Origin of the sequence: Pseudomonas sp. DTU_2021_1001937_2_SI_NGA_ILE_001, from assembly GCF_032463525.1 — a bacterium.
Lineage (GTDB): Bacteria > Pseudomonadota > Gammaproteobacteria > Pseudomonadales > Pseudomonadaceae > Aquipseudomonas.
The window spans coordinates 2,176,367-2,200,105 of sequence record NZ_CP135971.1; the positions used below are offsets into that span (position 1 = coordinate 2,176,367).

At 62.8% G+C, this 23,739-nt stretch carries 20 protein-coding genes; 1 reads left to right on the forward strand and 19 read right to left on the reverse strand.

Annotated features, from left to right (window positions below; genetic code table 11):
* Nucleotides 1–111 precede the first annotated feature (111 nt).
* Nucleotides 112–1,008 carry a LysR substrate-binding domain-containing protein gene (locus RRX38_RS09235; RefSeq protein ID WP_315962650.1) on the forward strand — a complete coding sequence of 299 codons (897 nt, stop codon included), beginning with the start codon at nucleotides 112–114 and terminating at the stop codon, nucleotides 1,006–1,008.
* On the opposite strand, the gene ispD is transcribed toward RRX38_RS09235, so the two are convergent.
* The 19 genes from ispD to uppS form a co-directional block, all read right to left on the reverse strand.
* Entirely contained in the window at nucleotides 1,002–1,709 is a 708-nt protein-coding gene (gene ispD / locus RRX38_RS09240) for a 2-C-methyl-D-erythritol 4-phosphate cytidylyltransferase (RefSeq protein ID WP_315962303.1), read from the reverse strand. The two genes, RRX38_RS09235 and ispD, sit on opposite strands and share 7 nt — an antisense overlap.
* A gap of 18 nt (nucleotides 1,710–1,727) precedes the next feature.
* The gene (gene ftsB / locus RRX38_RS09245) at nucleotides 1,728–2,012 is read right to left on the reverse strand and encodes a cell division protein FtsB (RefSeq protein ID WP_295477219.1); all 285 of its coding nucleotides are present in this window, start codon (nucleotides 2,010–2,012) and stop codon (nucleotides 1,728–1,730) included.
* Nucleotides 2,013–2,130: 118 nt separating this feature from the next.
* Complete coding sequence (gene eno / locus RRX38_RS09250) at nucleotides 2,131–3,420, reverse strand: phosphopyruvate hydratase (RefSeq protein ID WP_295477082.1); 1,290 nt, start codon at nucleotides 3,418–3,420, stop codon at nucleotides 2,131–2,133.
* A 129-nt stretch (nucleotides 3,421–3,549) separates the two neighbouring features.
* Nucleotides 3,550–4,395, reverse strand: coding sequence for a 3-deoxy-8-phosphooctulonate synthase (gene kdsA / locus RRX38_RS09255; protein WP_295477084.1), 846 nt, complete (start codon nucleotides 4,393–4,395; stop codon nucleotides 3,550–3,552).
* 17 nt (nucleotides 4,396–4,412) lie between these two features.
* Nucleotides 4,413–6,044 carry a CTP synthase gene (locus RRX38_RS09260; RefSeq protein WP_315962304.1) on the reverse strand — a complete coding sequence of 544 codons (1,632 nt, stop codon included), beginning with the start codon at nucleotides 6,042–6,044 and terminating at the stop codon, nucleotides 4,413–4,415.
* Between the two features lie 269 nt (nucleotides 6,045–6,313).
* Nucleotides 6,314–7,648, reverse strand: a complete 1,335-nt coding sequence (tilS, locus tag RRX38_RS09265) for a tRNA lysidine(34) synthetase TilS (RefSeq protein WP_315962305.1) — start codon at nucleotides 7,646–7,648, stop codon at nucleotides 6,314–6,316.
* 42 nt (nucleotides 7,649–7,690) lie between these two features.
* Nucleotides 7,691–8,638: an acetyl-CoA carboxylase carboxyl transferase subunit alpha gene (gene accA, locus RRX38_RS09270; protein ID WP_315962306.1), complete on the reverse strand. Its 948-nt coding sequence runs from the start codon at nucleotides 8,636–8,638 to the stop codon at nucleotides 7,691–7,693.
* A 113-nt stretch (nucleotides 8,639–8,751) separates the two neighbouring features.
* A complete protein-coding gene (dnaE, locus tag RRX38_RS09275; protein ID WP_295477092.1) occupies nucleotides 8,752–12,270 on the reverse strand; it encodes a DNA polymerase III subunit alpha in 3,519 nt (1,172 codons plus the stop codon).
* 66 nt (nucleotides 12,271–12,336) lie between these two features.
* Entirely contained in the window at nucleotides 12,337–12,978 is a 642-nt protein-coding gene (gene rnhB / locus RRX38_RS09280) for a ribonuclease HII (RefSeq protein ID WP_295477094.1), read from the reverse strand.
* Between the two features lie 18 nt (nucleotides 12,979–12,996).
* Nucleotides 12,997–14,136, reverse strand: a complete 1,140-nt coding sequence (lpxB, locus tag RRX38_RS09285) for a lipid-A-disaccharide synthase (protein WP_295477096.1) — start codon at nucleotides 14,134–14,136, stop codon at nucleotides 12,997–12,999.
* A 2-nt stretch (nucleotides 14,137–14,138) separates the two neighbouring features.
* Nucleotides 14,139–14,915 (reverse strand): acyl-ACP--UDP-N-acetylglucosamine O-acyltransferase, encoded by a 777-nt coding sequence (gene lpxA / locus RRX38_RS09290; protein WP_315962307.1) that lies wholly within the window; start codon nucleotides 14,913–14,915, stop codon nucleotides 14,139–14,141.
* The gene (gene fabZ / locus RRX38_RS09295; protein ID WP_295477100.1) at nucleotides 14,912–15,352 is read right to left on the reverse strand and encodes a 3-hydroxyacyl-ACP dehydratase FabZ; all 441 of its coding nucleotides are present in this window, start codon (nucleotides 15,350–15,352) and stop codon (nucleotides 14,912–14,914) included. Before fabZ ends, lpxA begins: the two co-directional genes overlap by 4 nt.
* A 105-nt stretch (nucleotides 15,353–15,457) precedes the next feature.
* Entirely contained in the window at nucleotides 15,458–16,513 is a 1,056-nt protein-coding gene (lpxD, locus tag RRX38_RS09300) for a UDP-3-O-(3-hydroxymyristoyl)glucosamine N-acyltransferase (protein WP_295477102.1), read from the reverse strand.
* A 2-nt stretch (nucleotides 16,514–16,515) separates the two neighbouring features.
* Nucleotides 16,516–17,019: an OmpH family outer membrane protein gene (locus RRX38_RS09305; RefSeq protein ID WP_295477104.1), complete on the reverse strand. Its 504-nt coding sequence runs from the start codon at nucleotides 17,017–17,019 to the stop codon at nucleotides 16,516–16,518.
* Between the two features lie 43 nt (nucleotides 17,020–17,062).
* Nucleotides 17,063–19,444 (reverse strand): outer membrane protein assembly factor BamA, encoded by a 2,382-nt coding sequence (bamA, locus tag RRX38_RS09310; RefSeq protein WP_315962308.1) that lies wholly within the window; start codon nucleotides 19,442–19,444, stop codon nucleotides 17,063–17,065.
* Between the two features lie 72 nt (nucleotides 19,445–19,516).
* Nucleotides 19,517–20,869, reverse strand: a complete 1,353-nt coding sequence (rseP, locus tag RRX38_RS09315; protein ID WP_315962309.1) for a sigma E protease regulator RseP — start codon at nucleotides 20,867–20,869, stop codon at nucleotides 19,517–19,519.
* Nucleotides 20,870–20,967: 98 nt separating this feature from the next.
* A complete protein-coding gene (ispC, locus tag RRX38_RS09320) occupies nucleotides 20,968–22,158 on the reverse strand; it encodes a 1-deoxy-D-xylulose-5-phosphate reductoisomerase (RefSeq protein ID WP_315962310.1) in 1,191 nt (396 codons plus the stop codon).
* Nucleotides 22,155–22,970 carry a phosphatidate cytidylyltransferase gene (locus RRX38_RS09325; RefSeq protein WP_315962311.1) on the reverse strand — a complete coding sequence of 272 codons (816 nt, stop codon included), beginning with the start codon at nucleotides 22,968–22,970 and terminating at the stop codon, nucleotides 22,155–22,157. Before RRX38_RS09325 ends, ispC begins: the two co-directional genes overlap by 4 nt.
* Nucleotides 22,970–23,725 (reverse strand): polyprenyl diphosphate synthase, encoded by a 756-nt coding sequence (gene uppS, locus RRX38_RS09330; protein ID WP_295477113.1) that lies wholly within the window; start codon nucleotides 23,723–23,725, stop codon nucleotides 22,970–22,972. The genes RRX38_RS09325 and uppS overlap by 1 nt, the downstream gene beginning before the upstream one ends.
* Nucleotides 23,726–23,739: the final 14 nt, after the last annotated feature.

Consider the following 23,739-nt stretch of genomic DNA (forward strand, 5'->3'; position numbering starts at 1 on the left):
CGGAAACTCCTTGATGGATGAAAAGCGATTTCAGGAGTGTATTACAGCCCAGGCTGGTGAATAATCGGGCCAAAGCAAAACATTATTGCCACATAGGGATAATCGATGTTCATCAATGGCTGGGAAGGCATCGACGAGTTCGTCGCAGTCGCCGAATGCGGGCAGTTCACTGCCGCCGCGCAGCGCCTGGGGGTTTCCTCATCACACATCAGCCGGCAGATCGCCCGCCTGGAAGAGCGCCTGCAGAGCCGCCTGCTGTACCGCAGCACTCGGCGTGTCGCACTCACCGAAGCCGGGCAGACCTTCCTGCAGCATTGCCAACGCCTGCAAGACGGCCGCGAAGAAGCGTTGCGTGCCATCGGTGATCTCACTGGCGAGCCCAAGGGCCTGCTGCGCATGACCTGCGCCGTGGCCTACGGTGAGCGCTTCATTGCCCCGCTGGTTACCCGCTTCATGGAAAAGCACCCACAGTTGCGGGTCGATATCGAGCTGTCGAACACCACGCTGGACCTGCTGCAGGAGGGCATGGACCTGGCCATCCGGCTGGGCCGCCTGCAGGACTCGCGCCTGGTCGCCACCCGTCTGGCGCCTCGGCGCATGTACCTGTGCGCCTCCCCGTCCTATCTGGAACGCTATGGTCGTCCGCACAGCCTGTCGGAACTCAACCGGCACAACTGCCTGGTCGGCAGCAGCGATACCTGGCTGCTGCAGCAGAATGGGCGGGAATTTTCGCAACGCGTGCACGGCAACTGGCGCTGCAACAGCGGCCAGGCGGTGCTGGACGCCGCGCTAAATGGCATGGGCCTGTGCCAGCTACCGGATTACTACGTGCTCGAGCACCTGCAAAGTGGTGCCCTGGTGTCATTGCTGGAGGCACACCAGCCCCCCAACACCGCCGTGTGGGCGCTGTACCCTCAGCAGCGGCATCTGTCACCGAAAGTGCGCAACCTGGTGGACTATCTCAAGCAAGGGCTGGCACAGCGCAAGGAATACCTCGGCGCCTACTGAGCGAAGGAGCGGCGCTGGCGCAGCCATTCCAGGTCTTCGGGGCGGGTGACCTTGATGTTGTCTGAGCGGCCTTCGACCAGCCGCGGGGCTTGCCCGGCCCATTCGATGGCCGAGGCTTCGTCGGTGATCGCCGCGTTGGCCACCAGGCTGTCGGCCAGGGCGCGGTGCAGCGTCCCCAGGCGAAACATCTGCGGTGTATAGGCCTGCCAGATCAGGCTGCGATCCACGGTTTCCGATACTCGCCCATGGGCATCGGCACGCTTGAGGGTGTCGCGCGCCGGCACCGCCAGCAGGCCACCGACCGGATCATGCGCCAGCTCACCCAGCAGGTTGTCCAGGTCACTGCGTGCCAGGTTGGGGCGTGCCGCGTCGTGCACCAGGACCCACTCGTCGTCGCTGGCACCTTGAGCGTGCAGGTGCAGTAGCGCATTGAGCACCGAGTCGGCGCGTTCCTTGCCACCTTCGACGCGCTGGATGCGTGAATCCAGCGCGCAAGGCAGGGTCGGCCAATACGGGTCTTCGGCGGCCAGGCTGATCACCAGCCCTTTGAGTCGGGGATGGTCGAGAAAACACAGCAGGCTGTGTTCGAGAATGGTGAGAGCGCCCAGCATCAGATATTGCTTGGGACGATCCGCCGCCATTCGGGCACCAACGCCCGCAGCGGGAATGACTGCCCAGAAGGCAGGAAGAGAGTCGTGCATCGAGGCCTTCGCGTCAGCTCAGCGTGCCAATTGGTAGAGGGTTTCGCCGTCCTTGACCATGCCCAGCTCGTGGCGGGCGCGCTCTTCGACGGTTTCCAGACCCTTCTTGAGTTCCGTGACCTCGGCGTCGAGAACCCGATTGCGTTCCAGCAGGTTTTCATTTTCAGCGCGCTGTTCGGCAATCTGCTTGGTCAGGCTGGCGACTTGCGCCAGGCTGCCATTGCCCACCCAAAGGCGGTACTGCAGGCCGGCCAGCAACAGAAGCAGAACGAGGAACAACCAATAGGGACTGCGCATCGAGATATCAATTATCCGGTAATGAAACGGCATTGAGCCTGACCAAGGCCAGGCTCAATCAGTACAGCCTCGGCACTGGCCCGCGCACCCCGTGCGAAGGCCCTGCCGTTTTACCACCTATGACTCAGCCGCGAAACTCCGCACGGCCGCGATAAACGGCCTTGGCGCCCAGTTGCTCTTCGATACGCAGCAGCTGGTTGTACTTGGAGACGCGGTCGGAGCGGCACAGCGAACCGGTCTTGATCTGACCGGCGGCGGTGCCAACGGCCAGGTCGGCGATGGTCGAGTCTTCAGTTTCACCGGAGCGGTGCGAGATCACTGCGGTGTAGCCAGCCGCCTTGGCCATCTGGATGGCTTCCAGAGTTTCGGTCAGCGAGCCGATCTGGTTGAACTTGATCAGGATCGAGTTACCGATACCCTTCTCGATGCCTTCCTTGAGGATCTTGGTGTTGGTCACGAACAGGTCGTCACCGACCAGCTGCACCTTGGTGCCGATCTTGTCGGTGAGGATCTTCCAGCCAGCCCAGTCCGACTCGTCCAGGCCGTCTTCGATGGAGATGATCGGGAAGCGCTCGGTCAGGCCTTTCAGGTAGTCGGCGAAACCTTCGGCATCGAACGACTTGCCTTCCCCCGACAGGTTGTACTTGCCGTCTTCGTAGAATTCGCTGGCCGCGCAGTCCAGGGCCAGGGTCACGTCGGTGCCCAGCTTGTAGCCGGCTTTCTCGACCGCTTCGGCGATGGCGCCCAGGGCGTCTTCGTTGGAAGCCAGGTTCGGGGCGAAGCCGCCTTCGTCACCCACGGCAGTGTTCAGGCCACGGGCCTTCAGCACAGCCTTGAGGTGGTGGAAAATCTCGGTGCCCATGCGCAGGCCGTCGGAGAAGGTCTTGGCGCCAACTGGCTGCACCATGAACTCCTGGATATCGACGTTGTTATCGGCATGCTCGCCGCCGTTGATGATGTTCATCATCGGCACCGGCATGGAGTACTGGCCCGGAGTGCCGTTCAGGTTGGCGATGTGCGCGTACAGCGGCAGGTCCTGGTCCTGGGCGGCGGCCTTGGCAGCGGCCAGGGACACGGCGAGGATGGCGTTGGCGCCCAGTTTGGCCTTGTTCTCGGTACCGTCCAGTTCGATCATGGCGCGGTCCAGGGCTTTCTGGTCGATCGGGTCCTTGCCCAGCAGCAGGTCGCGGATCGGGCCGTTGATGTTGGCAACGGCTTTCAGCACGCCCTTGCCCAGGTAACGGCTCTTGTCTCCATCACGCAGCTCGAGCGCTTCGCGCGAACCGGTTGAGGCACCGGACGGCGCGCAAGCAGTACCGATGATGCCGTTGTCGAGAAGCACATCCGCTTCGACGGTGGGGTTGCCACGGGAGTCGAGAACTTCACGACCTTTGATGTCGACGATTTTTGCCATTGTTGTAAACACTCCGGGATTGACGGAAACGACGCAGCATTGAAAACGATCACGCCGGGCAGGCCGGGCGTGGAACCGGCGGCTGCGCAGAGGCGGCCACCGGGCACGGCACTTTAACGGAAACCGAGGTTACGCGGTTTCAACGGGGTCAAAACTTTTCACCAGCTGGTCCAGCGCCTGCAGCTGAGACAGGAAAGGCTCGAGCTTGTTCAGGCGCAACGCGCACGGGCCGTCGCACTTGGCCTGGTCGGGGTCCGGATGGGCCTCGAGGAACAACCCGGCCAGGCCCTGGGACAGACCGGCCTTGGCCAGCTCCAGAACCTGGGCACGGCGGCCGCCGGCGGAATCCGCACGACCACCTGGCATCTGCAGTGCATGGGTGACGTCGAAGAACACCGGGTATTCGAACTGCTTCATGATGCCGAAGCCGAGCATGTCCACCACCAGGTTGTTGTAGCCGAAGCTCGAACCGCGCTCGCAGAGAATCAGCTGCTCGTTACCCGCTTCCTCGCACTTGGTCAGGATGTGTTTCATTTCCTGGGGGGCGAGGAACTGGGCCTTCTTGATGTTGATCACTGCACCGGTCTTGGCCATCGCCACCACCAGGTCGGTCTGCCGCGACAGGAAGGCCGGCAGCTGGATGATGTCGCAGACTTCGGCCACTGGAGCGGCCTGATGCGGCTCGTGCACGTCGGTGATCACCGGCACGTTGAAGGTGCGCTTGATCTCTTCGAAGATGCGCATGCCCTCTTCCAGGCCGGGGCCACGGTACGAGTTGATCGACGACCGATTGGCCTTGTCGAAGCTGGCCTTGAACACGTAAGGGATACCGAGCTTCTCGGTAACCCTCACGTACTCTTCGCAGATCTGCATGGCCAGGTCACGGGATTCGAGGACGTTCATGCCGCCGAACAGCACCATGGGCTTGTCGTTGGCGATCTCGATGGAGCCGACGCGAATGATTTTCTGAGCCATGTATTTGATATCCCGAATCAGGCGTTCTTCTGATGTTGAGCCAGCGCCGCCTTGACGAAGCCGCTGAACAGCGGATGACCGTCACGCGGTGTCGAGGTGAACTCAGGGTGGAACTGGCAGGCCACGAACCATGGATGATCCGGTGCCTCGACCACTTCGACCAGCGCGCCGTCGCCGGAACGGCCGGAAACGCGCAGACCGGCTTCGATCAGTTGCGGCAGCAGGTTGTTGTTGACCTCGTAGCGATGGCGATGACGCTCGACGATCACGTCGCTGGCGTAGCAGCCGTGAACCTGAGAGCCGGCTTCGAGCAGGCACTCCTGAGCGCCCAGGCGCATGGTGCCGCCCAGATCGGAACTTTCGCTGCGGGTTTCCACGGCGCCGGTGGCATCGGACCACTCGGTGATCAGGCCGACCACCGGATGCTCGCCGGTACGGTCGAACTCGGTGGAGTTGGCGTCTTTCCAGCCCAGCACGTTACGGGCGAACTCGATGACCGCCACCTGCATGCCCAGGCAGATGCCCAGGTATGGCACCTTGTTCTCACGGGCGTACTGCACGGCAGTGATCTTGCCTTCCACGCCACGCAGGCCGAAGCCGCCGGGAACCAGGATGGCGTCCACGCCTTCGAGCAGGCCCGTGCCCTGGTTCTCGATGTCTTCGGAGTCGATGTAGCGCAGGTTCACCTTGGTACGGTTGGTGATACCGGCGTGGCTCATGGCCTCGATCAGCGACTTGTAGGCGTCGAGCAGTTCCATGTACTTGCCGACCATGGCGATGGTCACTTCGTGCTCGGGGTTGAGCTTGGCATCGACGACCTTTTCCCACTCGGACAGGTCGGCGCCACCGCATTGCAGGCCGAAGCGCTCGACGACGAAGTCATCCAGACCCTGGGCATGCAGCACGGCCGGGATCTTGTAGATGGTGTCGACGTCTTCCAGGGAAATCACCGCACGCTCTTCGACGTTGGTGAACAGCGCGATCTTGCGGCGCGAGGAAACGTCAACCGGATGGTCGGAACGGCAGATCAGCACGTCAGGCTGCAGGCCGATGGAGCGCAGCTCCTTGACCGAGTGCTGGGTCGGCTTGGTCTTGGTCTCGCCAGCAGTGGCGATGTACGGGACCAGGGTCAGGTGCATCAGCATCGCGCGCTTGGAACCGACTTCCACACGCAGCTGGCGAATGGCTTCGAGGAACGGTTGCGACTCGATGTCACCCACGGTGCCGCCGATCTCGACCAGGGCCACGTCGGCATCCGCCGCACCCTTGATGATGCGACGCTTGATCTCGTCGGTAATGTGCGGAATGACCTGGATGGTGGCGCCCAGGTAATCACCACGGCGCTCCTTGCGCAGTACGTGCTCGTACACGCGGCCGGTGGTGAAGTTGTTGTTCTGGGTCATCGTGGTGCGGATGAACCGCTCGTAGTGACCCAGGTCCAGGTCGGTCTCGGCGCCGTCGTGGGTGACGAACACTTCACCGTGCTGGAAGGGGCTCATGGTGCCCGGGTCCACGTTGATGTACGGATCCAGCTTGAGCATGGTGACCTTGAGCCCCCTCGCCTCCAGGATGGCCGCCAATGAAGCCGAGGCAATGCCTTTCCCCAATGAAGAAACAACACCGCCCGTGACGAAGATGTAGCGCGTCATGAAAAACCCTAGAAGTCTGCGTTAAAGCGGTCAGAGCCGCCGGGGAAAGCGAAGGAAGGCCGAAGCCCCCGGTTACCGACAGGATTCACAATGCACTCCCGAACTGCTGCGTTGAATACGACCGACCAGAAGCCTGTCCTTTCCATAGCGCCACACTTTTAAGATTGCCCAGTAAATACGGGTGGTAGACCGGCAGCCTGCGTCGCTGAGAATCAGCTGACACAAGCTGTATCAAGAAGGGAGCGTAGTCTACCGGAAAGCCCCCTTCATCACAAACATTGGTCGCCTGCTGGCGGCTGCCAGCGCAACCGCCCGCCCCCGACACCCAGGCCATCCAGCCCGTGAATGTTGGCCACGGCGAGCAATTGCCCACCCTGGAAAAGCAGCGGTACACGGTTACGCACGAAGCCCGGCACGCCTCGCTCGTTGAACAGGCGCTTGAGGTCGCGCCTGCCGCGCCCAGGCACTTCCAGGCATTCTCCGCCCTGCCGATAGCGCACTTCGAAGGCACCGACTGGCGCGGGTCCAATGAACGACAGCAGGCCATTGCCCGACAGTTTGAGGGGCTGCCCGAGATTCGGCCAAACCACGCTCTGCCCAGCCACGCTGGCCGCTGAAGGCCGCAGCCAGTCACCGCTCAACCACCAGAGCTGGCCCGCCGCGCGGTGCAACTGCCCATCGGCCAGCGCCCATACCGGATGGGCCTCAGGGCCGGCATCGCGCAACGCTTCCCATCCGGCCCAATGGTCGGTATCAGGCAAGCGGCTGAAGGCCGCCAGCCAATGGCGCAAGGCATTGCGCTGCCGGGCCGGCGACAGGGCAGCCAGGGGCGCCAGGGCCAGGGTCGGCAAGCTCAACCAGGGGAATGCGTCGGTACGGGCGGCAGCGGCCAGGTCGGCGCTCGCGAGTTCATCGAGCAACTGCTGCGCTTCACTCAGGTGCGCGGCACTGCGCGCCAGGCTGGCGCTCGCTTGCGGCCAGCGCGAACGCAACACCGGCATGACCTGCCCACGCAGGAAATTGCGTGCGTGGCGCAGATCCTGATTGCTGGGATCTTCGACCCAGTTCAGGCCGTGCCGCTGCGCATAGCCTTCCAGGTCTGCGCGCGCCACGCCCAGCAGTGGCCGTAACAGCTGGCCGCCCCCTAGCGCGCGGCTGGCCGACATGGCCGACAACCCGCGCACACCGGCACCACGCAGCAAGCGAAACAGCAAGGTTTCGGCCTGATCGTCACGATGCTGGGCACTGAGCAGGCAGTCGCCTTCGCCCATCAGACGTGCAAAAGCCGCATAACGCGCCTGCCGAGCCGCCTGCTCCAGGCTCGCCTGCGGGTGCACGGTGACGTACTCGACATGCAGAGGCACACCAAGCGCGGCGCAGAACGCACGGCAATGCTCAGGCCACGCATCAGCTACCGGTTGCAGACCGTGATGGACATGAATCGCATGAAGGGGAGGAAGAGATCGCCGCGAACGCTGTTCGACCAACAGGTGCAGCAGGACGGTGGAGTCCAGCCCTCCGGAGAAGGCGACATGCAGGGCGGGCGCCTGCAAGGCCGGGGACAGCGCCCCGACCAGTAACGCATGCAGCTCGGTGTCGTTCATGACGACAAGGCCCGGCCATGTGCATGGCCGGGCAATCCGCTATCAGACGCCGTAGCTCATCAGACGCTCGTAGCGGCGCTTCAGCAGCGCGTCGGTGTCGAACTTCTTGAGCATGTCCAGCTGGCTGAGCAGTTCTTCGCGGATGGTCGCCGAAGCGGCGGCCGGGTCGCGGTGCGCACCGCCCAGCGGTTCCTTGATGACCTTGTCGACGATGCCCAGGCCCTTGAGGCGGTCGGCGGTGATGCCCATGGCCTCGGCAGCATCCGGCGCCTTCTCGGCGGTTTTCCACAGGATCGAGGCGCAGCCTTCCGGCGAGATCACCGCATAGGTGGAGTACTGCAGCATGTTCAGCTGGTCGCAGACGCCGATGGCCAACGCACCGCCGGAGCCGCCCTCACCGATCACGGTGGCGATGATCGGCGTCTTCAGACGCGCCATGACACGCAGGTTCCAGGCGATGGCTTCGCTCTGGTTGCGCTCTTCGGCGTCGATGCCCGGATAGGCACCCGGGGTGTCGATGAAGGTCATGATCGGCATCTTGAAGCGCTCGGCCATTTCCATCAGGCGGCAGGCCTTGCGGTAGCCTTCAGGACGCGGCATGCCGAAGTTGCGACGGACCTTCTCGCGTACTTCGCGGCCTTTCTGATGGCCAATCACCATGACTGGCTGGCCGTCCAGACGGGCAATACCACCGACGATGGCGGCGTCGTCGGCGAAATGCCGGTCACCGTGCAGTTCGTCGAACTCGGTGAAGATGTGCTCGATGTAGTCCAGCGTATAGGGACGGCGCGGGTGGCGCGCCATGCGTGCGATCTGCCAGCTGGTCAGGTTGCCGAAGATGCTCTCGGTGAGCGTTTTGCTCTTGTCCTGCAGGCGGGAGATCTCCTCGCTGATGTTCAGCGAGTTGTCGTTGCCGACCAGGCGCAGCTCTTCGATCTTGGCTTGCAAGTCAGCGATGGGCTGTTCGAAATCGAGAAAGTTCGGGTTCATAGGCATCCGTCTTGGGTCGACGGCCAAGAGGCCGGCCGGTTGATCCGTAAAAACCCCCTACCATACGGAAGGAGCGTTTTAAGGTCGAGTTTAAAGTTTCAGGTTGTCTGCGTTCAGCGATACTGGAGAAAGACGTTCTCCCTGCCGAACTGGTCACGCAGGGCCTGAATCAGGTTGTCTGCGGGATCGATTCGCCATTCTTCGCCAAATTGCAGAACCGCTCTGGCGTCCTGCCCGGTGTAGTCCAGGGTGATCGGGCAGGCGCCGCGATGGCGCCGGCAAAGGTCGCCCAGCCAGCGCAGCCGGTCGCCCTTGAGCGCCTGGGCATTCACCGTCAGGCGCAGGCTTTCGGCGAGGCCTGTACGCGCGTCTTCGATACTCATGACACGCTTGGCCCGCAGACGCAGGCCACCGGAAAAGTCGTCGTGGCTCACCTCGCCTTCGACCACCACGATCGCATCGGTCTGCAGCAGCGACTGCGCCGAATGGAAGGCCTCGGCGAACAGCGAGGCCTCGATGCGTGCCGAGCGATCGTCGAGGGTGATGAAGCCCATCTTGTCGCCCTTCTTGTTCTTCATCACCCGCAAGGCGATGACCAGGCCAGCCACTGTCTGGGTATCGCGAGCCGGCTTGAGATCGATGATGCGCTGCCGGGCGAAGCGGCGAATCTCGCCTTCGTATTCGTCGATGGGGTGGCCGGTAAGGTACAGACCGAGGGTTTCCTTCTCGCCGCGCAGACGCTCCTTGAGCGTGATTTCCCGTGCCTTGCGGTGGTTGGCGTAGACATCGGCATCTTCGGCTTCGAACAGTCCGCCGAACAGGTCCGAGTGACCGCTGTCACGGCTGCGCGCGGTCTGCTCGGCCGCCTGGATGGCCTCTTCGAGCGCGGCCAGCAGCACCGAGCGATTGCGGTCGATGTTGGCCTGGTAGGCCTTGGGCTCCAGCTCGAAGTAAGGACCCAGACGGTCCAGAGCGCCGCTGCGGATCAGGCCATCGAGGGTACGTTTATTGACGCGCTTGAGGTCGACCCGAGCGCAGAAGTCGAACAGGTCCTTGAACGGGCCATCCTTGCGCGCCTCGGTAATGGCTTCCACCGGGCCTTCGCCGACGCCCTTGATCGCGCCCAGGCCGTAGATGATCCGACCATCGTCGCTGACCGTGAACTTGAACTCGGAGATGTTCACGTCTGGCGCATCGAGGCGCAGCTTCATGCTGCGCACTTCCTCGATCAGGGTCACGACCTTGTCGGTGTTGTGCATATCCGCCGACAGCACCGCCGCCATGAATGGCGCCGGGTAGTGCATCTTCAGCCAGGCGGTCTGGTACGAGACCAGGCCATAGGCGGCCGAGTGGGATTTGTTGAAACCGTAGCCGGCGAACTTTTCCACCAGGTCGAAGATGTTACCCGCCAGGTCGGCATCGATATTGTTGGCCTTGCAGCCATCGATGAAGCTGCCGCGCTGCTTGGCCATTTCCTCGGGCTTCTTCTTGCCCATGGCGCGGCGCAGCATGTCCGCACCACCGAGGGTATAGCCGGCCATGACCTGGGCGATCTGCATCACCTGTTCCTGGTACAGGATGATGCCGTAGGTCGGCGCCAGTACCGGTTGCAGGCCTTCGTACTGGTAGTCCGGGTGCGGGTAGGCCAGTTCGGCACGACCGTGCTTGCGGTTGATGAAGTCGTCGACCATGCCCGATTGCAGCGGGCCGGGACGGAACAGCGCCACCAGTGCGATGAGGTCTTCCAGGCAGTCGGGCTTGAGCTTCTTGATCAGCTCCTTCATGCCCCGCGATTCGAGCTGGAACACTGCCGTGGTTTCGGCACGTTGCAGCAGCTCGTAGGTCGGCTTGTCATCCAGCGGGATGAAGGCGATGTCCAGCGGGTCCTGGCCATCGCGCTGGCGGTCACGGTTGATGGTCTCCAGGGCCCAGTCGATGATGGTCAGGGTCCGCAGGCCGAGGAAGTCGAACTTCACCAGACCCGCCGCCTCGACGTCATCCTTGTCGAACTGGGTCACCAGGCCGTCGCCGGCCTCGTCGCAATAGATCGGCGCGAAGTCGGTGAGCTTGGTTGGCGCGATCACCACGCCACCGGCGTGCTTGCCGACGTTACGCACCACGCCTTCGAGCTTGAGGGCCATCTCCCAGATTTCTGCCGCTTCCTCGTCGTTCTTGAGGAAGTCGCGCAGGATCTCTTCCTGCTCGTAGGCCTTCTCCAGGGTCATGCCTACTTCGAAGGGGATCATCTTCGACAGGCGGTCAGCCAGGCCATAGGACTTGCCCTGCACCCGCGCCACGTCACGCACCACCGCCTTGGCCGCCATGGACCCGAAGGTGATGATCTGGCTGACCGCGTTACGGCCGTACTTCTCGGCCACGTAGTCGATGACCCGGTCACGACCGTCCATGCAGAAGTCGACGTCGAAGTCGGGCATCGAGACCCGTTCCGGGTTGAGGAAACGCTCGAACAGCAGGTCGTAGGCCAGCGGGTCGAGGTCGGTGATCTTCTGCACGTAGGCCACCAGCGAACCGGCACCCGAACCCCGGCCAGGGCCGACCGGCACGCCGTTGCTCTTGGCCCACTGGATGAAGTCCATCACGATGAGGAAGTAACCGGGAAAACCCATCTGGATGATGATGTCCAGCTCGAAGTTGAGCCGGTCGATATACACCTGCTTGCGTTCGAGGTAATTCTCCGAATCCGGCGGCAGCAGCACGGAAAGGCGTTCTTCCAGGCCGTCGAAGGACACCTTGCGGAAATATTCGTCGATGGTCATGCCATCGGGAATCGGGAAGTTGGGCAGGAAGTAGGTGCCCAGCTTGACGTCGATGTTGCAGCGCTTGGCGATCTCGACGGTGTTTTCCAGCGCCTCGGGCAGGTCGCTGAACAGCTCGGCCATTTCCGCCGCGCTCTTGAGGTACTGCTGGTCGCTGTAGTTGCGCGAGCGCCGCGGGTCATCCAGGGCCCGACCCTCACCGATGCATACGCGGGTCTCGTGGGCCTCGAAATCTTCCTGGCGCAGGAAGCGCACATCGTTGGTCGCCACCAGCGGCGCGCCATGACGGTCGGCCAGGGCTACCGCGGCATGCAGATGCTCTTCGTCGTTGACCCGATTGGTGCGCTGCACTTCGATGTAGAAGCGCTCGGGGAACACAGCCATCCATTCGCGCAGCAGCTCGTCGGCCTCACCGGGGTTCCCGGCGAGCAGCGCCATGCCGATCTCGCCCTCCTTGGCTGCGGAAAGCGCAATCAGGCCTTCGCTGGCCTGGGCCACCCACTCACGCTGGACAACGATCTGGCCATTGCTCTGCCCTTCGGTGAAACCACGGGAGATCAGCTCGGTGAGGTTGCGGTAGCCTTGCGGATTCATCACCAGCAGGCTCAGGCGGCTGAGCGGCGCATCGGCACTCTTGCCGGCCAGCCACAGGTCGGCGCCACAGATCGGTTTGATGCCCGCGCCCTGCGCCGCCTTGTAGAACTTGACCAGGGAGCACATGTTGCTCTGGTCGGTGACCGCCACGGCAGGCATGTTCATGCCGGCCAGCGCCTTGACCAGCGGCTTGACCCGGACCAGGCCGTCTACCAGCGAGTATTCGGTATGCAGGCGCAGATGAACGAAAGAAGCCGACATGAAGATCCTATAGCGCGTGGACAGGTGAAACGAAGGTCGGGATTGTACCCAGCCCGGCGGGAAACGTCAGTCCTGCAGCAAGCCGGCCGAACTGAGCGGTGCGGCCACCGCCAGCGCCTCCCAAGCGGCACGCACCGGAGCGAACGAGCGCCGATGGATCGGCGTGGGGCCCAGACGCGCCAGGGCTTCCAGATGAACGGGTGTCGGGTAGCCCTTGTGCCCGCCCATGCCATAGCCGGGATAGACCAGCTCCAGCTCGGCCATTTCCCGGTCACGACTGACCTTGGCCAGGATCGACGCCGCCGCGATGGCTGGCACCCTGGCGTCACCCTGCACCACCGGCGCACTGGGCACCGCCAGCTTCGGACAGCGGTTGCCGTCGATCAGCGCCAGTTTCGGCGTGACGCTCAGCCCCTCGACGGCGCGCTGCATGGCCAGCATGGTGGCATGCAGGATGTTCAAGCGGTCGATCTCCTCCACCTCGGCACGAGCGATGCACCAGGCCAGGGCCTTTTCACGAATTTCGTCGAACAGCTTCTCGCGGCGCGCCTCAGTGAGCTTTTTCGAGTCGTTGAGACCCAGAATCGGCCGCGCCGGGTCGAGAATCACCGCCGCCGTGACCACCGGGCCACACAAAGGCCCACGCCCGACTTCGTCGACACCGGCAACCAGGTCTTCGACCAGGGTGAAATCCAGGCCCATCTGCATGCTGCGCTCCCTCAAGGTTCAGGGTTCAGGGTTACGGCCGACCAGCTCGAGCACCGCGCGGGCCGCCTGGTTCGAGGCGTCGAGGCGCAAGGTGCGGTGGATCTGGTCGAAGCCTTCGGTCTGCCCGAGGCCGCCATCGATCAACGGCAGCATCTGCCGGGCGAGCGCCTCCGGGGTCGCGTCGTCCTGCAACAGCTCGGGCACCAGCAAGCGACCGGCCAACAGGTTGGGCAACGACACGTAGGGACTTTTCACCAAGCGCTTGAGAATCCAGAAGGTCAGCGGCGCCAGACGGTAGGCAACGACCATCGGACGCTTGTACAGCAGGGCTTCGAGGGTCGCCGTGCCCGAAGCGATCAACACGGCGTCGCAGGCGGACAGGGCGAGGTGCGAACGGCCATCGAGCAGGGTCAGCGGCAAGTCTCGCCCCTGCAACAGCTGCTCGATCTGCGCACGCCGGGCAGCACTGGCACAAGGCAACACGAAGCGCAGGTCAGGACGTTCGGCGAGCAGGCGCTGCGCGGTATCGAAGAACAACGCGCCAAGGCGCCCTACTTCGCCACCGCGACTGCCCGGCATCAAGGCCACCAGCGGCCCGTCACCCAGGCCCAGCTCGGCGCGGGCGGCGGCACGGTCGGCTTCCAGGGGAATGGTGTCGGCCAACGGATGGCCGACAAAGCGTACCGGCACGCCCTGTTCTTCGTAGAAGCGCGCCTCGAACGGCAGCAGGGTCAGCATCAGGTCGCAGCCTTCGCGGATCTTCAGCACCCGCTTCTGGCGCCAGGCCCATACCGACGGGCTGACGTAATGCACGGTCTTGATCCCGACACGGCGCAGCTGCAGTTCGATATTGAGGGTGAAATCCGGCGCATCGATGCCGATGAACACATCAGGGCGCTCGGCGATCAGGGTCTTGATCAGTTCCTTGCGCTTGGCGAGCAGCTCACGCAGACGCCCGAGCACCTCCACCAGGCCCATGACCGACAGACGCTCCATGGGGAAATAGGACTGCATGCCCTCGGCTTCCATCAGCGGCCCGCCGACGCCAATGAACGTGGCGTCGGGGTAGCGCGTCTTGATGGCGCGCATCAGGCCGGAGCCGAGGATATCACCGGACGCCTCGCCGGCGACCAGAGCGATACGCAATGCCTGGCTCATGGTCAGCGCGTGATGCCGCGGGTCGAGGACTGAATCGACTGCAGGAACATCGCCACCTCAGGGTGCGCGGCGGCGAGGTCGGCCAGGGCGATGATCGCCTGTTCGACGATCAGCCCCTGGCGGTAGACGATCTTGTAGGCCTTGCGCAGCGCGTGAATGGCCTCTTCCGAGAAACCACGCCGGCGCATGCCTTCGAAGTTCATGCTGCGCGCCTCGGCGGGGTTGCCGAACACGGTGACGAACGCTGGAACGTCCTTGCCGATGGCCGTGCCCATGCCGGAGAAGCTGTGGGCACCGATGTGGCAATACTGGTGGACCAGGGTGTAGCCGGACAGGATGGCCCAGTCATCGACGTGCACATGCCCGGCCAGCGCGGTGTTGTTGACCAGAATGCAGTGGTTGCCGATCACGCTGTCGTGGCCGATGTGGGCATAGGCCATGATCAGGTTGTGGTCGCCCAGGGTGGTTTCGGCGCGATCCTGCACGGTGCCACGGTGAATGGTCACGCCTTCGCGGATCACGTTGTGATCACCGATCACCAAGCGCGTGTCTTCACCCTTGTACTTGAGGTCAGGGGTGTCTTCACCGACCGAGGAGAACTGGTAGATGCGGTTGTGCCGACCGATACGCGTCGGGCCACGCACGATCACGTGGGGGCCGATCACTGTACCCTCGCCGATTTCCACACCAGGTCCGATGATCGACCACGGGCCGACCTCCACGTTGTCAGCCAGGATGGCCGTCGGATCGATGATGGCGCGAGGGTCGATCAAACTCATAGTTCGCGTTCCGCACAGATGATTTCAGCCGAGCAGACCGACTTGCCATCGACCGAAGCCTGGCATTCGAATTTCCAGATCTGCCGCTTGCGGCTGACGAACTTGGCTTCCAGGGTCAACTGGTCGCCTGGCACCACCGGCTGGCGGAAACGCAGTTTGTCCGAACCCACGAAGTAGTAGAGCGTGCCATCGGATGGCTTGGCATCAAGCATCTTGAAACCCAGGATACCTGCCGCCTGGGCCATGGCCTCGATGATCAGCACGCCCGGCATGATCGGGTGCTGAGGGAAATGGCCATTGAAGAAGGGCTCGTTGACGCTGACATTCTTGTAGGCGCGAATGCTCTGGTTCTCGAGATCCAGCTCCGCCACACGATCCACCAACAGGAACGGGTAACGATGAGGCAGGTATTCGCGAATTTCGTTGATGTCCATCATTTCGAGGGGAAGCCTGTAGTAAAGAAAGAGAGCGCTCTCAGGGCGCCCTTCTACAAATATCAGGGGCCAGCCTAGCAGCCAGGCCCGCCTGATATGAAAAAGATATCAGCCATCAGATGAAGCATTGGCGTCGCAGGTCACGGTCTCGACGATCTTTTCCAGTTTCTGCAGCCGACGCGCCATGTCGTCGAGCTTGCGGATGCGCGCGGCACTCTTGCGCCATTCGGCAGCCGGCTGCATGGCCGTACCCGACGAATAGGAGCCGGGCTCGGTGATCGAATGGGTCACCATTGTCATGCCAGTGATGAACACGCCGTCGCAGATATCGATATGGCCGACCAGCCCGACACCGCCGGCCAGCATGCAGTGCTTGCCGATACGGGTGCTGCCGGAGATGCCAACACAGGCGGCCATGGCCGTGTGGTCTCCCACCTGGACGTTGTGGGCGATCTGGATCTGGTTGTCCAGTTTCACGCCATTGCCGATCCGGGTGTCGGCCAGCGCACCGCGGTCGATGGCGGTATTCACGCCGATCTCCACGTCATCACCGATCACCACGCCACCAATCTGGGCAATCTTCTGCCATACGCCTTTTTCGTTGGCGAAGCCGAAGCCTTCACCTCCGAGAACGGCGCCAGACTGGATGACCACCCGCTGACCGATGCGCACGTCGTGGTACAGCGTGACGCGCGGCGCCAGCCAACCGCCTTCGCCGATCACACTGCGCGCGCCGATGAAGCAATGCGCGCCCAGGGTGACACCGGCACCAATGCGCGCGGCGCTTTCGATCACCACGTACGGGCCGATGCTCGCCGTAGGGTCGACCTGCGCATCTTCCGCCACACAGGCCGTCGGGTGGATACCGGCCGCCGCCTTGGGCTTGGGATCGAACAGGTGCGAGATGCGCGCATAGGCCAGGTAAGGGTCGGCGATCAGCAGCGCGTCACCGGCGTAGCCTTCGGCATCGGCCGGCTTGAGCAGCACGGCACCGGCCTGGGTGTCGGTGAGGAACTTGCGGTACTGGGGATTGGCCAGGAAGCTGAGCTGAGTCGGGCCGGCCTCTTGCAGCGTGGCCAGCCCGTCGATGTCCTTGTCCTTGTCGCCACGCAGCGTGGCGCCTAGGAACTCGGCCAGCTGGCCGAGCTTGATGGGGGCGCTCATGGTTACTTCAGCTGGTTCATACGCTCGATGACCTGGCGGGTCACGTCGTACTGAGGCTTGACGTCGATGACGGCGCCACGCTCGAACACCAGGTCATAACCGCCTTTCTTGATCACTTCTTCGACGGCCTGGTCCAGCTTGGGCTTGAGCTGCTTGAGCATTTCGCGGTCAGCCACAGCCTTGGCTTCGTTCAGTTCCTTGGACTGGAACTGGAAGTCACGGGCCTTCTGCTTGAATTCCAGCTCCAGGCGCTCGCGCTCCTGCTGGGCCATCTTGTCACCGCCGCTTACCAGACGGTCCTGGATGCCCTTGGCGCTGGTTTCCAGGCTCTTGAGCTTGGTCAGTTGCGGGCCGAACTTCTTCTCGGCATCCACGGCGTACTTCTTCGCTGCGTCGGACTCCAGCAGGGCCATCTGGTAGTTCAGCACGGCAATCTTCAGGTCGGCGAATGCCGGAGTTGCAACCAGAACGGTGGCCAGCAGGGCCAATTGGGTCAACTTACGCACGATACACTCCTACAGAATTCGTTATCGTTTCGCGAACCAGACCTTAGAAGGTCTGGCCCAGGGAGAATTGGAAGACCTGGGTTTCGGCATCCGAATCCGGTTTCTTGACCGGCATCGCCAGAGCGAAGCTGAGCGGGCCCAGGGCAGTGATCCAGGTTACGCCGACACCCACGGAGCTGGCCATGCCGGAGAAGTCGATATTGCGGCACTCGACTTTCTGCCCGGTGCTTGGAACCGTACGGTTGGAATCGCAGTTGGTGTCGAACACGTTACCCACGTCCCAGAACAGCGAGGTGCGCAGGGAACGTTGGTCCTTGATGAACGGCAGCGGGAACATCAGCTCCACGCCACCCTGTACCAGGGCGTTGCCACCGAACGGCAGCGGGTCCTGGTCCGGGTCGAGCAGCGTGCCACGGGCGGCGTTCTCGCGACTCGGCGTACTGCGCGGCCCGAGGGTGCTGTCCTTGAAGCCACGTACCGAGTTGAAGCCACCGGCGTAGTAGTTCTCGTAGAACGGCAGGCCGTCTGTGGAGCCATAACCGTCACCGTAGCCCAGCTCGGTGTGCAGGCGCAGGGTGTAGGTGTCGTTGATCGGATAGAAGTACTGGCCACGGTAGTCGAGTTTGAAGAACGACAGGTCGCTGCCCGGAATGGTCGATTCCAGCACCAGACTCTGGGAGTGGCCACGGGTCGGCAGTACGCCTTTGTTCAGGGTCGACTCGGACCAGCCGATGGACGCCTTGAAGTTCAGGAAGCTGGTGCCTTCGCGGTCGATGAAGTCGAAGATCTCGTCGACGGTGTACTTGCCGGTCTTGATCTTGTCCTGCTGGACGTTCAGGCCGTAGGTCAGGCGCGAGGTCTCGCTGATCGGGTAGCCGAGGCTGACACCGGCGCCCAGGCTGTCTACCGCGTAGCTCGCCACGTCGACGTCGAGGTCGTCGTAGTTGGTGCTGCGATAGAAGGCGTTGTAGCCCAGACTGACACCGTCCGGCGTCCAGTACGGATCGACGTAGCTGAAGTTGTAGCGGCTCTGGTATTCGCTGCGGGTCAGGCCGATGCTGACCTTGTTACCGGTGCCGAGGAAGTTGTTCTGGCTGATCGAACCACCGAGGATCAGGCCGGCGCTCTGGGCGAAACCGACGCTGGCGGTGATCGAGCCGGAAGCCTGTTCTTCAACCGCGTAGTTCACGTCTACCTGGTCATCGGTACCCGGCACGGCCGGGGTCTCGACGTTGACTTCCTTGAAGAAGCCCAGGCGATCCAGACGGGTTTTAGACTGGTCGATCAAATAAGTCGAAGCCCAGCCGCCTTCCATCTGGCGCATTTCGCGACGCAGCACTTCGTCGGCGGACTTGGTGTTGCCGCGGAAGTTGATGCGGTTGACATAGGCACGCTTGCCCGGATCGACGACGAAGGTGATGTCGACGGTGTGATCTTCGTCATTGGGCTTCGGCACGCCGTTGACGTTGGCGAAGGTGTAGCCTTCGTTACCCAGACGACGGGTGATGAGTTCGGAGGTGGTGGTCATCACCTTGCGCGAGAACACCTGGCCAGGCTGCACCAGCATCAGCGACTTGACCTGATCCTCGGGGACCTTCAGATCGCCGCTGAGGTTGACCGACTTGACGCTGTACTTCTCGCCTTCGTTGATGTTGACGGTGATGTACACGCTTTTCTTGTCGGGCGTGATGGACACCTGGGTCGAGGCGATGTCCATGTTGATGTAGCCGCGATCGAGGTAGTAGGAACGCAGGCGCTCCAGGTCACCGGAGAGTTTTTCGCGGGCGTACTTGTCGTCGTTCTTGAAGAACGACAGCCAGTTGGTGGTCTTGAGTTCGAACAGGTCGATCAGGTCCTGGTCGGGGAATACGGTATTGCCCACCACGTTGATGTGCTGGATGGCCGCAACGGTGCCTTCGTTGATGTTGATCTTCAGGCCAACGCGGTTGCGCGGCTGGGGCACGACTTCGGCATCGACTTCGGCAGAGTAGCGGCCTTGGGCCACGTACTGGCGCTGCAGCTCGTTGCGCACGCCTTCGAGGGTGGCACGCTGGAAGATCTCGCCTTCGGCCAGGCCGGACTGTTTCAGGCCCTTCATGAGGTCTTCAGTAGAGATCGCCTTGTTGCCTTCGATCTCGATGCTGGCAACCGAAGGACGCTCGACTACAGTGATAACCAGCACGTTGCCATCACGGCCCAGCTGGATGTCCTGGAAAAAGCCGGTCTTGAACAGCGCACGGGTCGCTTCCACCAGACGGCCATCATCCGCCTGCTCACCGACGTTCAATGGCAGTGCGCCGAAGACGCTGCCGGCGGAAACCCGCTGCAGGCCATTGACACGGATATCGGAGATGGTGAAGGACTCGGCGTGAACTTCAGCAATCATCAGTACGGCAAGAGCCGCAGTTAGCAGCAGACGTTTCATGAAGTCCTTTTATTCCAACTGGCAATAAACAAACTGCCGCGTAAAGCGGCAGATTCGCTACGGAGCGAAGCTTTACAGTCGACCCAGATCGTTGACCAGTGCGAGCAACATCACGCCCACCACCAGACTGATACCAATCTGAACCCCCCAACCCTGTACCCTTTCCGACAGCGGCCGACCACGGGCCCACTCGATCAGGTAGAACAGCAAATGCCCACCATCCAGTACAGGGATGGGCAGCAAATTGAGAACCCCCAGGCTTATGCTCAGATAGGCCAGGAAATTCAGGAAGTCGCCCACGCCCGACTGGGCTGAAGCGCCCGCCACTTTAGCAATGGTTATCGGTCCACTCAAGTTTTTTACCGAGAGCTCCCCGAAGAGCATTTTCTTCAACGATTCGAGGGTCAGCACACTCATGTTCCAGGTGCGCTTGAAGCCTTCGGCCACAGCCTCCAGGGGCCCGTAGCTGACTTCACGAAGCATTTGCGCCGGCCATTCGCCAGCCTTCACACCAGCTCCCAGATAACCGGTGGCCGACTTGCCCTCGCCACGTACGGCGAGGGTCAGCGGCACGTCCAACTGCACGCCGTCGCGCTCGACACGCAACTCTACTTTCGCATCGGGTCGCTCGCGCACCCAGTCGACTACCTGCTGCCATTCGCTGACCGGCTGACCATCGAGTGCCAGCAGGCGATCGCCGGTCTTCAGTCCCGCGCCCTGCGCCGGGCCATTGGGATCCAGCTCGGCGAGCACCGGCGCCAGGGCCGGGCGCCACGGCTGGATACCCAGAGAACGGATAGGGTCTGGCTCGTCGGCCCCTTTGAGCCAGTCCTTGAGCACCAACTGACGGGAGACCTCGGCGCTCGCCCCCTTGTCACGCACCTTGAGTTCCACGGTGCCGGTTTCGCCGAGGCGGCGCACCAGTTGCAGATTCACCGCCGACCAGCCTGTAGTCGCCTTGCCGTCGACTGCGACGATTTCCTCGCCTGCGGTCAGGCCGGCCTGCTGCGCGATGCTGCCCGGCTCGACACTGCCGATGACCGGACGCACCTGCTGGCTGCCGAGCATGGCCACGGCCCAGAAAAACACGATGGCAAGGATGAAGTTGGCCGTAGGGCCGGCGATGACGATGGCAATGCGCTGACCGACCGTCTTGCGATTGAACGATTGCCCGAGCAGCTCAGCCGGCACATGGCCTTCGCGCTCGTCGAGCATCTTCACGTAGCCGCCCAGAGGAATGGCCGCGACCACGAACTCGGTACCGTGCCGGTCATGCCAGCGGACCAGCGGCGTACCGAAGCCTACCGAAAACCTCAGCACCTTCACGCCACAGCGACGCGCCACCCAGAAGTGACCGAACTCGTGGAAGGTTACCAACACCCCCAGGGCCACCAGGGTCCCGAGGATCATATATAAAGCACTCATCTTCATTCTCCGGGGACCGGCTCGCCGGCCAGCGTGTCAATCATCGCAGGCCTGGCGCCTGCCCCTGATGCCGCACAGCACCCCAACCGTCCGTGGATCTATCGTCCGTTGCGTTCCAGCCACTGCCCGGCCAGAACTCGCGCCCTGGCATCCATGGCGAATACGACCTCCAGGTCATCGACCGGCACCACCGGCTCCTGACCGAGCACGCTCTCGATCATACCCGCGATATCCAGGTAGCCGATACGCCCTTCGAGAAACGCCGCCACAGCCACTTCGTTGACCGCATTGAGCACCGCCGGAGCACTGCCACCGGCCTCCGCCGCCTGGCGCGCCAGGCGCAGGCATGGAAAGCGTTGTTCGTCAGGCGCTTCGAAATTCAACTGACCGATACGGAACAGGTCCAGCGGTGCCACACCCGAGTCGATGCGCGTCGGCCAGGCCAGGGCGTTGGCGATAGGTGTGCGCATGTCGGGATTACCGAGCTGAGCCAACACCGAGCCGTCGACGTAATCCACCAGCGAATGAATCACGCTCTGGGGGTGGATGACCACTTCGACCTGCTCGGGCCGCGCATCGAACAACCAGCAGGCCTCGATAAGCTCAAGCCCCTTGTTCATCATGGTCGCCGAGTCGACGGAAATCTTGCGCCCCATCGACCACACCGGATGAGCACAGGCCTGTTCGGGGGTCACCGCCTGCAACTGCCCCAGCGGGGTCTGGCGGAACGGCCCGCCCGAGGCCGTCAGCAGAATGCGTCGCACGCCGACAGTCTGCAGGCCACGAGCGTAGTCGCCAGGCAGGCACTGAAAAATCGCGTTGTGCTCGCTATCGATAGGCAACAGCACGGCACCGTGACGCTTCACCGCCTGCATGAACAGCGCCCCGGACATCACCAGGGCCTCCTTGTTGGCCAGCAGCACTTTCTTGCCAGCCTCCACCGCAGCCAGTGTCGGACGCAGTCCCGCAGCGCCGACGATGGCCGCCATGACTGCATCGACCTCCGGGTGAGCCGACACTTCGCAAAGACCGCCCTCCCCTGCCAGCACCCGGGTCGTCAAACCAGCCTCCGCCAGGGTGGCCTGCAGGCTGGCGGCAGCCTGTGCATCAGGTACGACGGCGAAACGCGGACGATGCTCGATGCACAGTTGCGCCAACGCATCGAGACGGCTGAAGCCCGTCAGTGCGAACACCTGGTAAAGCGAAGGGTGGCGAGCGATGACATCCAGGGTGCTCAGACCGATGGAACCCGTCGCCCCCAGCACCGTGACCTGCTGCACCTCGCTCACATCACACCCCAGTCAGCGGCCCAGAGCAGCACAGCGAACACCGGGATGGCCGCCGTCAGGCTGTCGATACGATCCAGAACACCACCATGGCCTGGCAACAGGTTGCTGCTGTCCTTGAGGCCGGCCTGGCGCTTGAACATGCTCTCGGTCAGATCGCCCACCACGGAAATCACCACCACCACGGCCGCCGCCGCCAGACCGGCGATGAACTCGCCCAGCGACCAGCCGCGCAGCACACCGACCACGAAGGTAATTACCAGGCAAACTGCCAGCCCACCGTAGAAGCCTTCCCAGCTCTTGCCAGGACTGACCTTCGGCGCCATCTTGCGCTTGCCGATGGCCTTGCCGGTGAAGTAGGCGCCGATATCGGCTGCCCAGACCAGTATCATCACCGAGAGGATCAACCAGTTGCCCAGCGGCCACTGCTTGATCAGCACCAGCCCCTGCCATGCCGGCAGCAGGATCACCAGGCCGATGGCCAGCTTGCACAAGGCGCTGGCCCAATGCTCGCTGGACGCGGGAAAGGTCAGCACCAGCCAGGTAGCCAACAGCCACCAAAGCACGGCAGCCGTCAGCACCCAGGGCGCCAGCCCCGGCAGCAGGTAAAGCAGGAACAGCAGCACGCCAACCACAGCGGCATAGGCGATGCGCATCGGCTGGCTGGCCAGGCCGGCCATGCGCGCCCATTCCCAGGCGCCAAGGACGACTACCAGACCGATGAACAGGGCAAAATTCGCTCCCTTGAGCAGGAAGAATCCGCACAGGGCGATCGGCAGGAGGATGAGGGCGGTAATGATCCGTTGTTTGAGCATCAGGCACGGGCTCCAGCTTCAACCTGTTCGCTGGTTCGACCGAAGCGACGTTGGCGTGAAGCGAAATCGGCCAGCGCTGCGCGCATGGCGTCGTGTTTGAAGTCCGGCCAGTAGAGGTCGGAGAAGTACAACTCGGCGTAAGCCATCTGCCAGAGCAGGAAGTTGCTGATACGGTGCTCGCCACCAGTACGGATGCACAGGTCGGGCAACGGCAGGTCACCGGTCGCCAGACAGGATTGCAGCAAACCTGGGGTAATGTCTTCCGGCTTGAGATGACCGGCCTGAACTTCGCGAGCCAGACGCTGCGCAGCCTGGGCGATATCCCATTGGCCGCCATAGTTGGCTGCTACCTGCAGGACGAAACGATTGTTGCCGGAAGTGGCCTGCTCGGCCTCGCGCATGGCCGCCTGCAGCTCAGGATGGAAGCGCGTGCGATCACCGATGATCCGCAGGCTGATGTCGTTTTCGTTGAGTCGCTTGGTTTCCCGGCGCAGGGCGCTGAGAAACAGCTCCATCAGTGCACCGACCTCATCGGCCGGGCGCTGCCAGTTCTCGCTGGAGAAGGCGAACAGGGTCAGCACCTCGACCCTGGCCTCGGCACACACCTCGATCACCGCACGCACGGCATCCACGCCCGCCTTGTGCCCGGCCACACCGGGCAACAGGCGCTTCTTCGCCCAGCGATTGTTACCGTCCATGATGATCGCGACATGGCGCGGCACCGAAGACAGTGCCGCCTGCTTGTTATTTTCCATTAAAAGCCCCGACC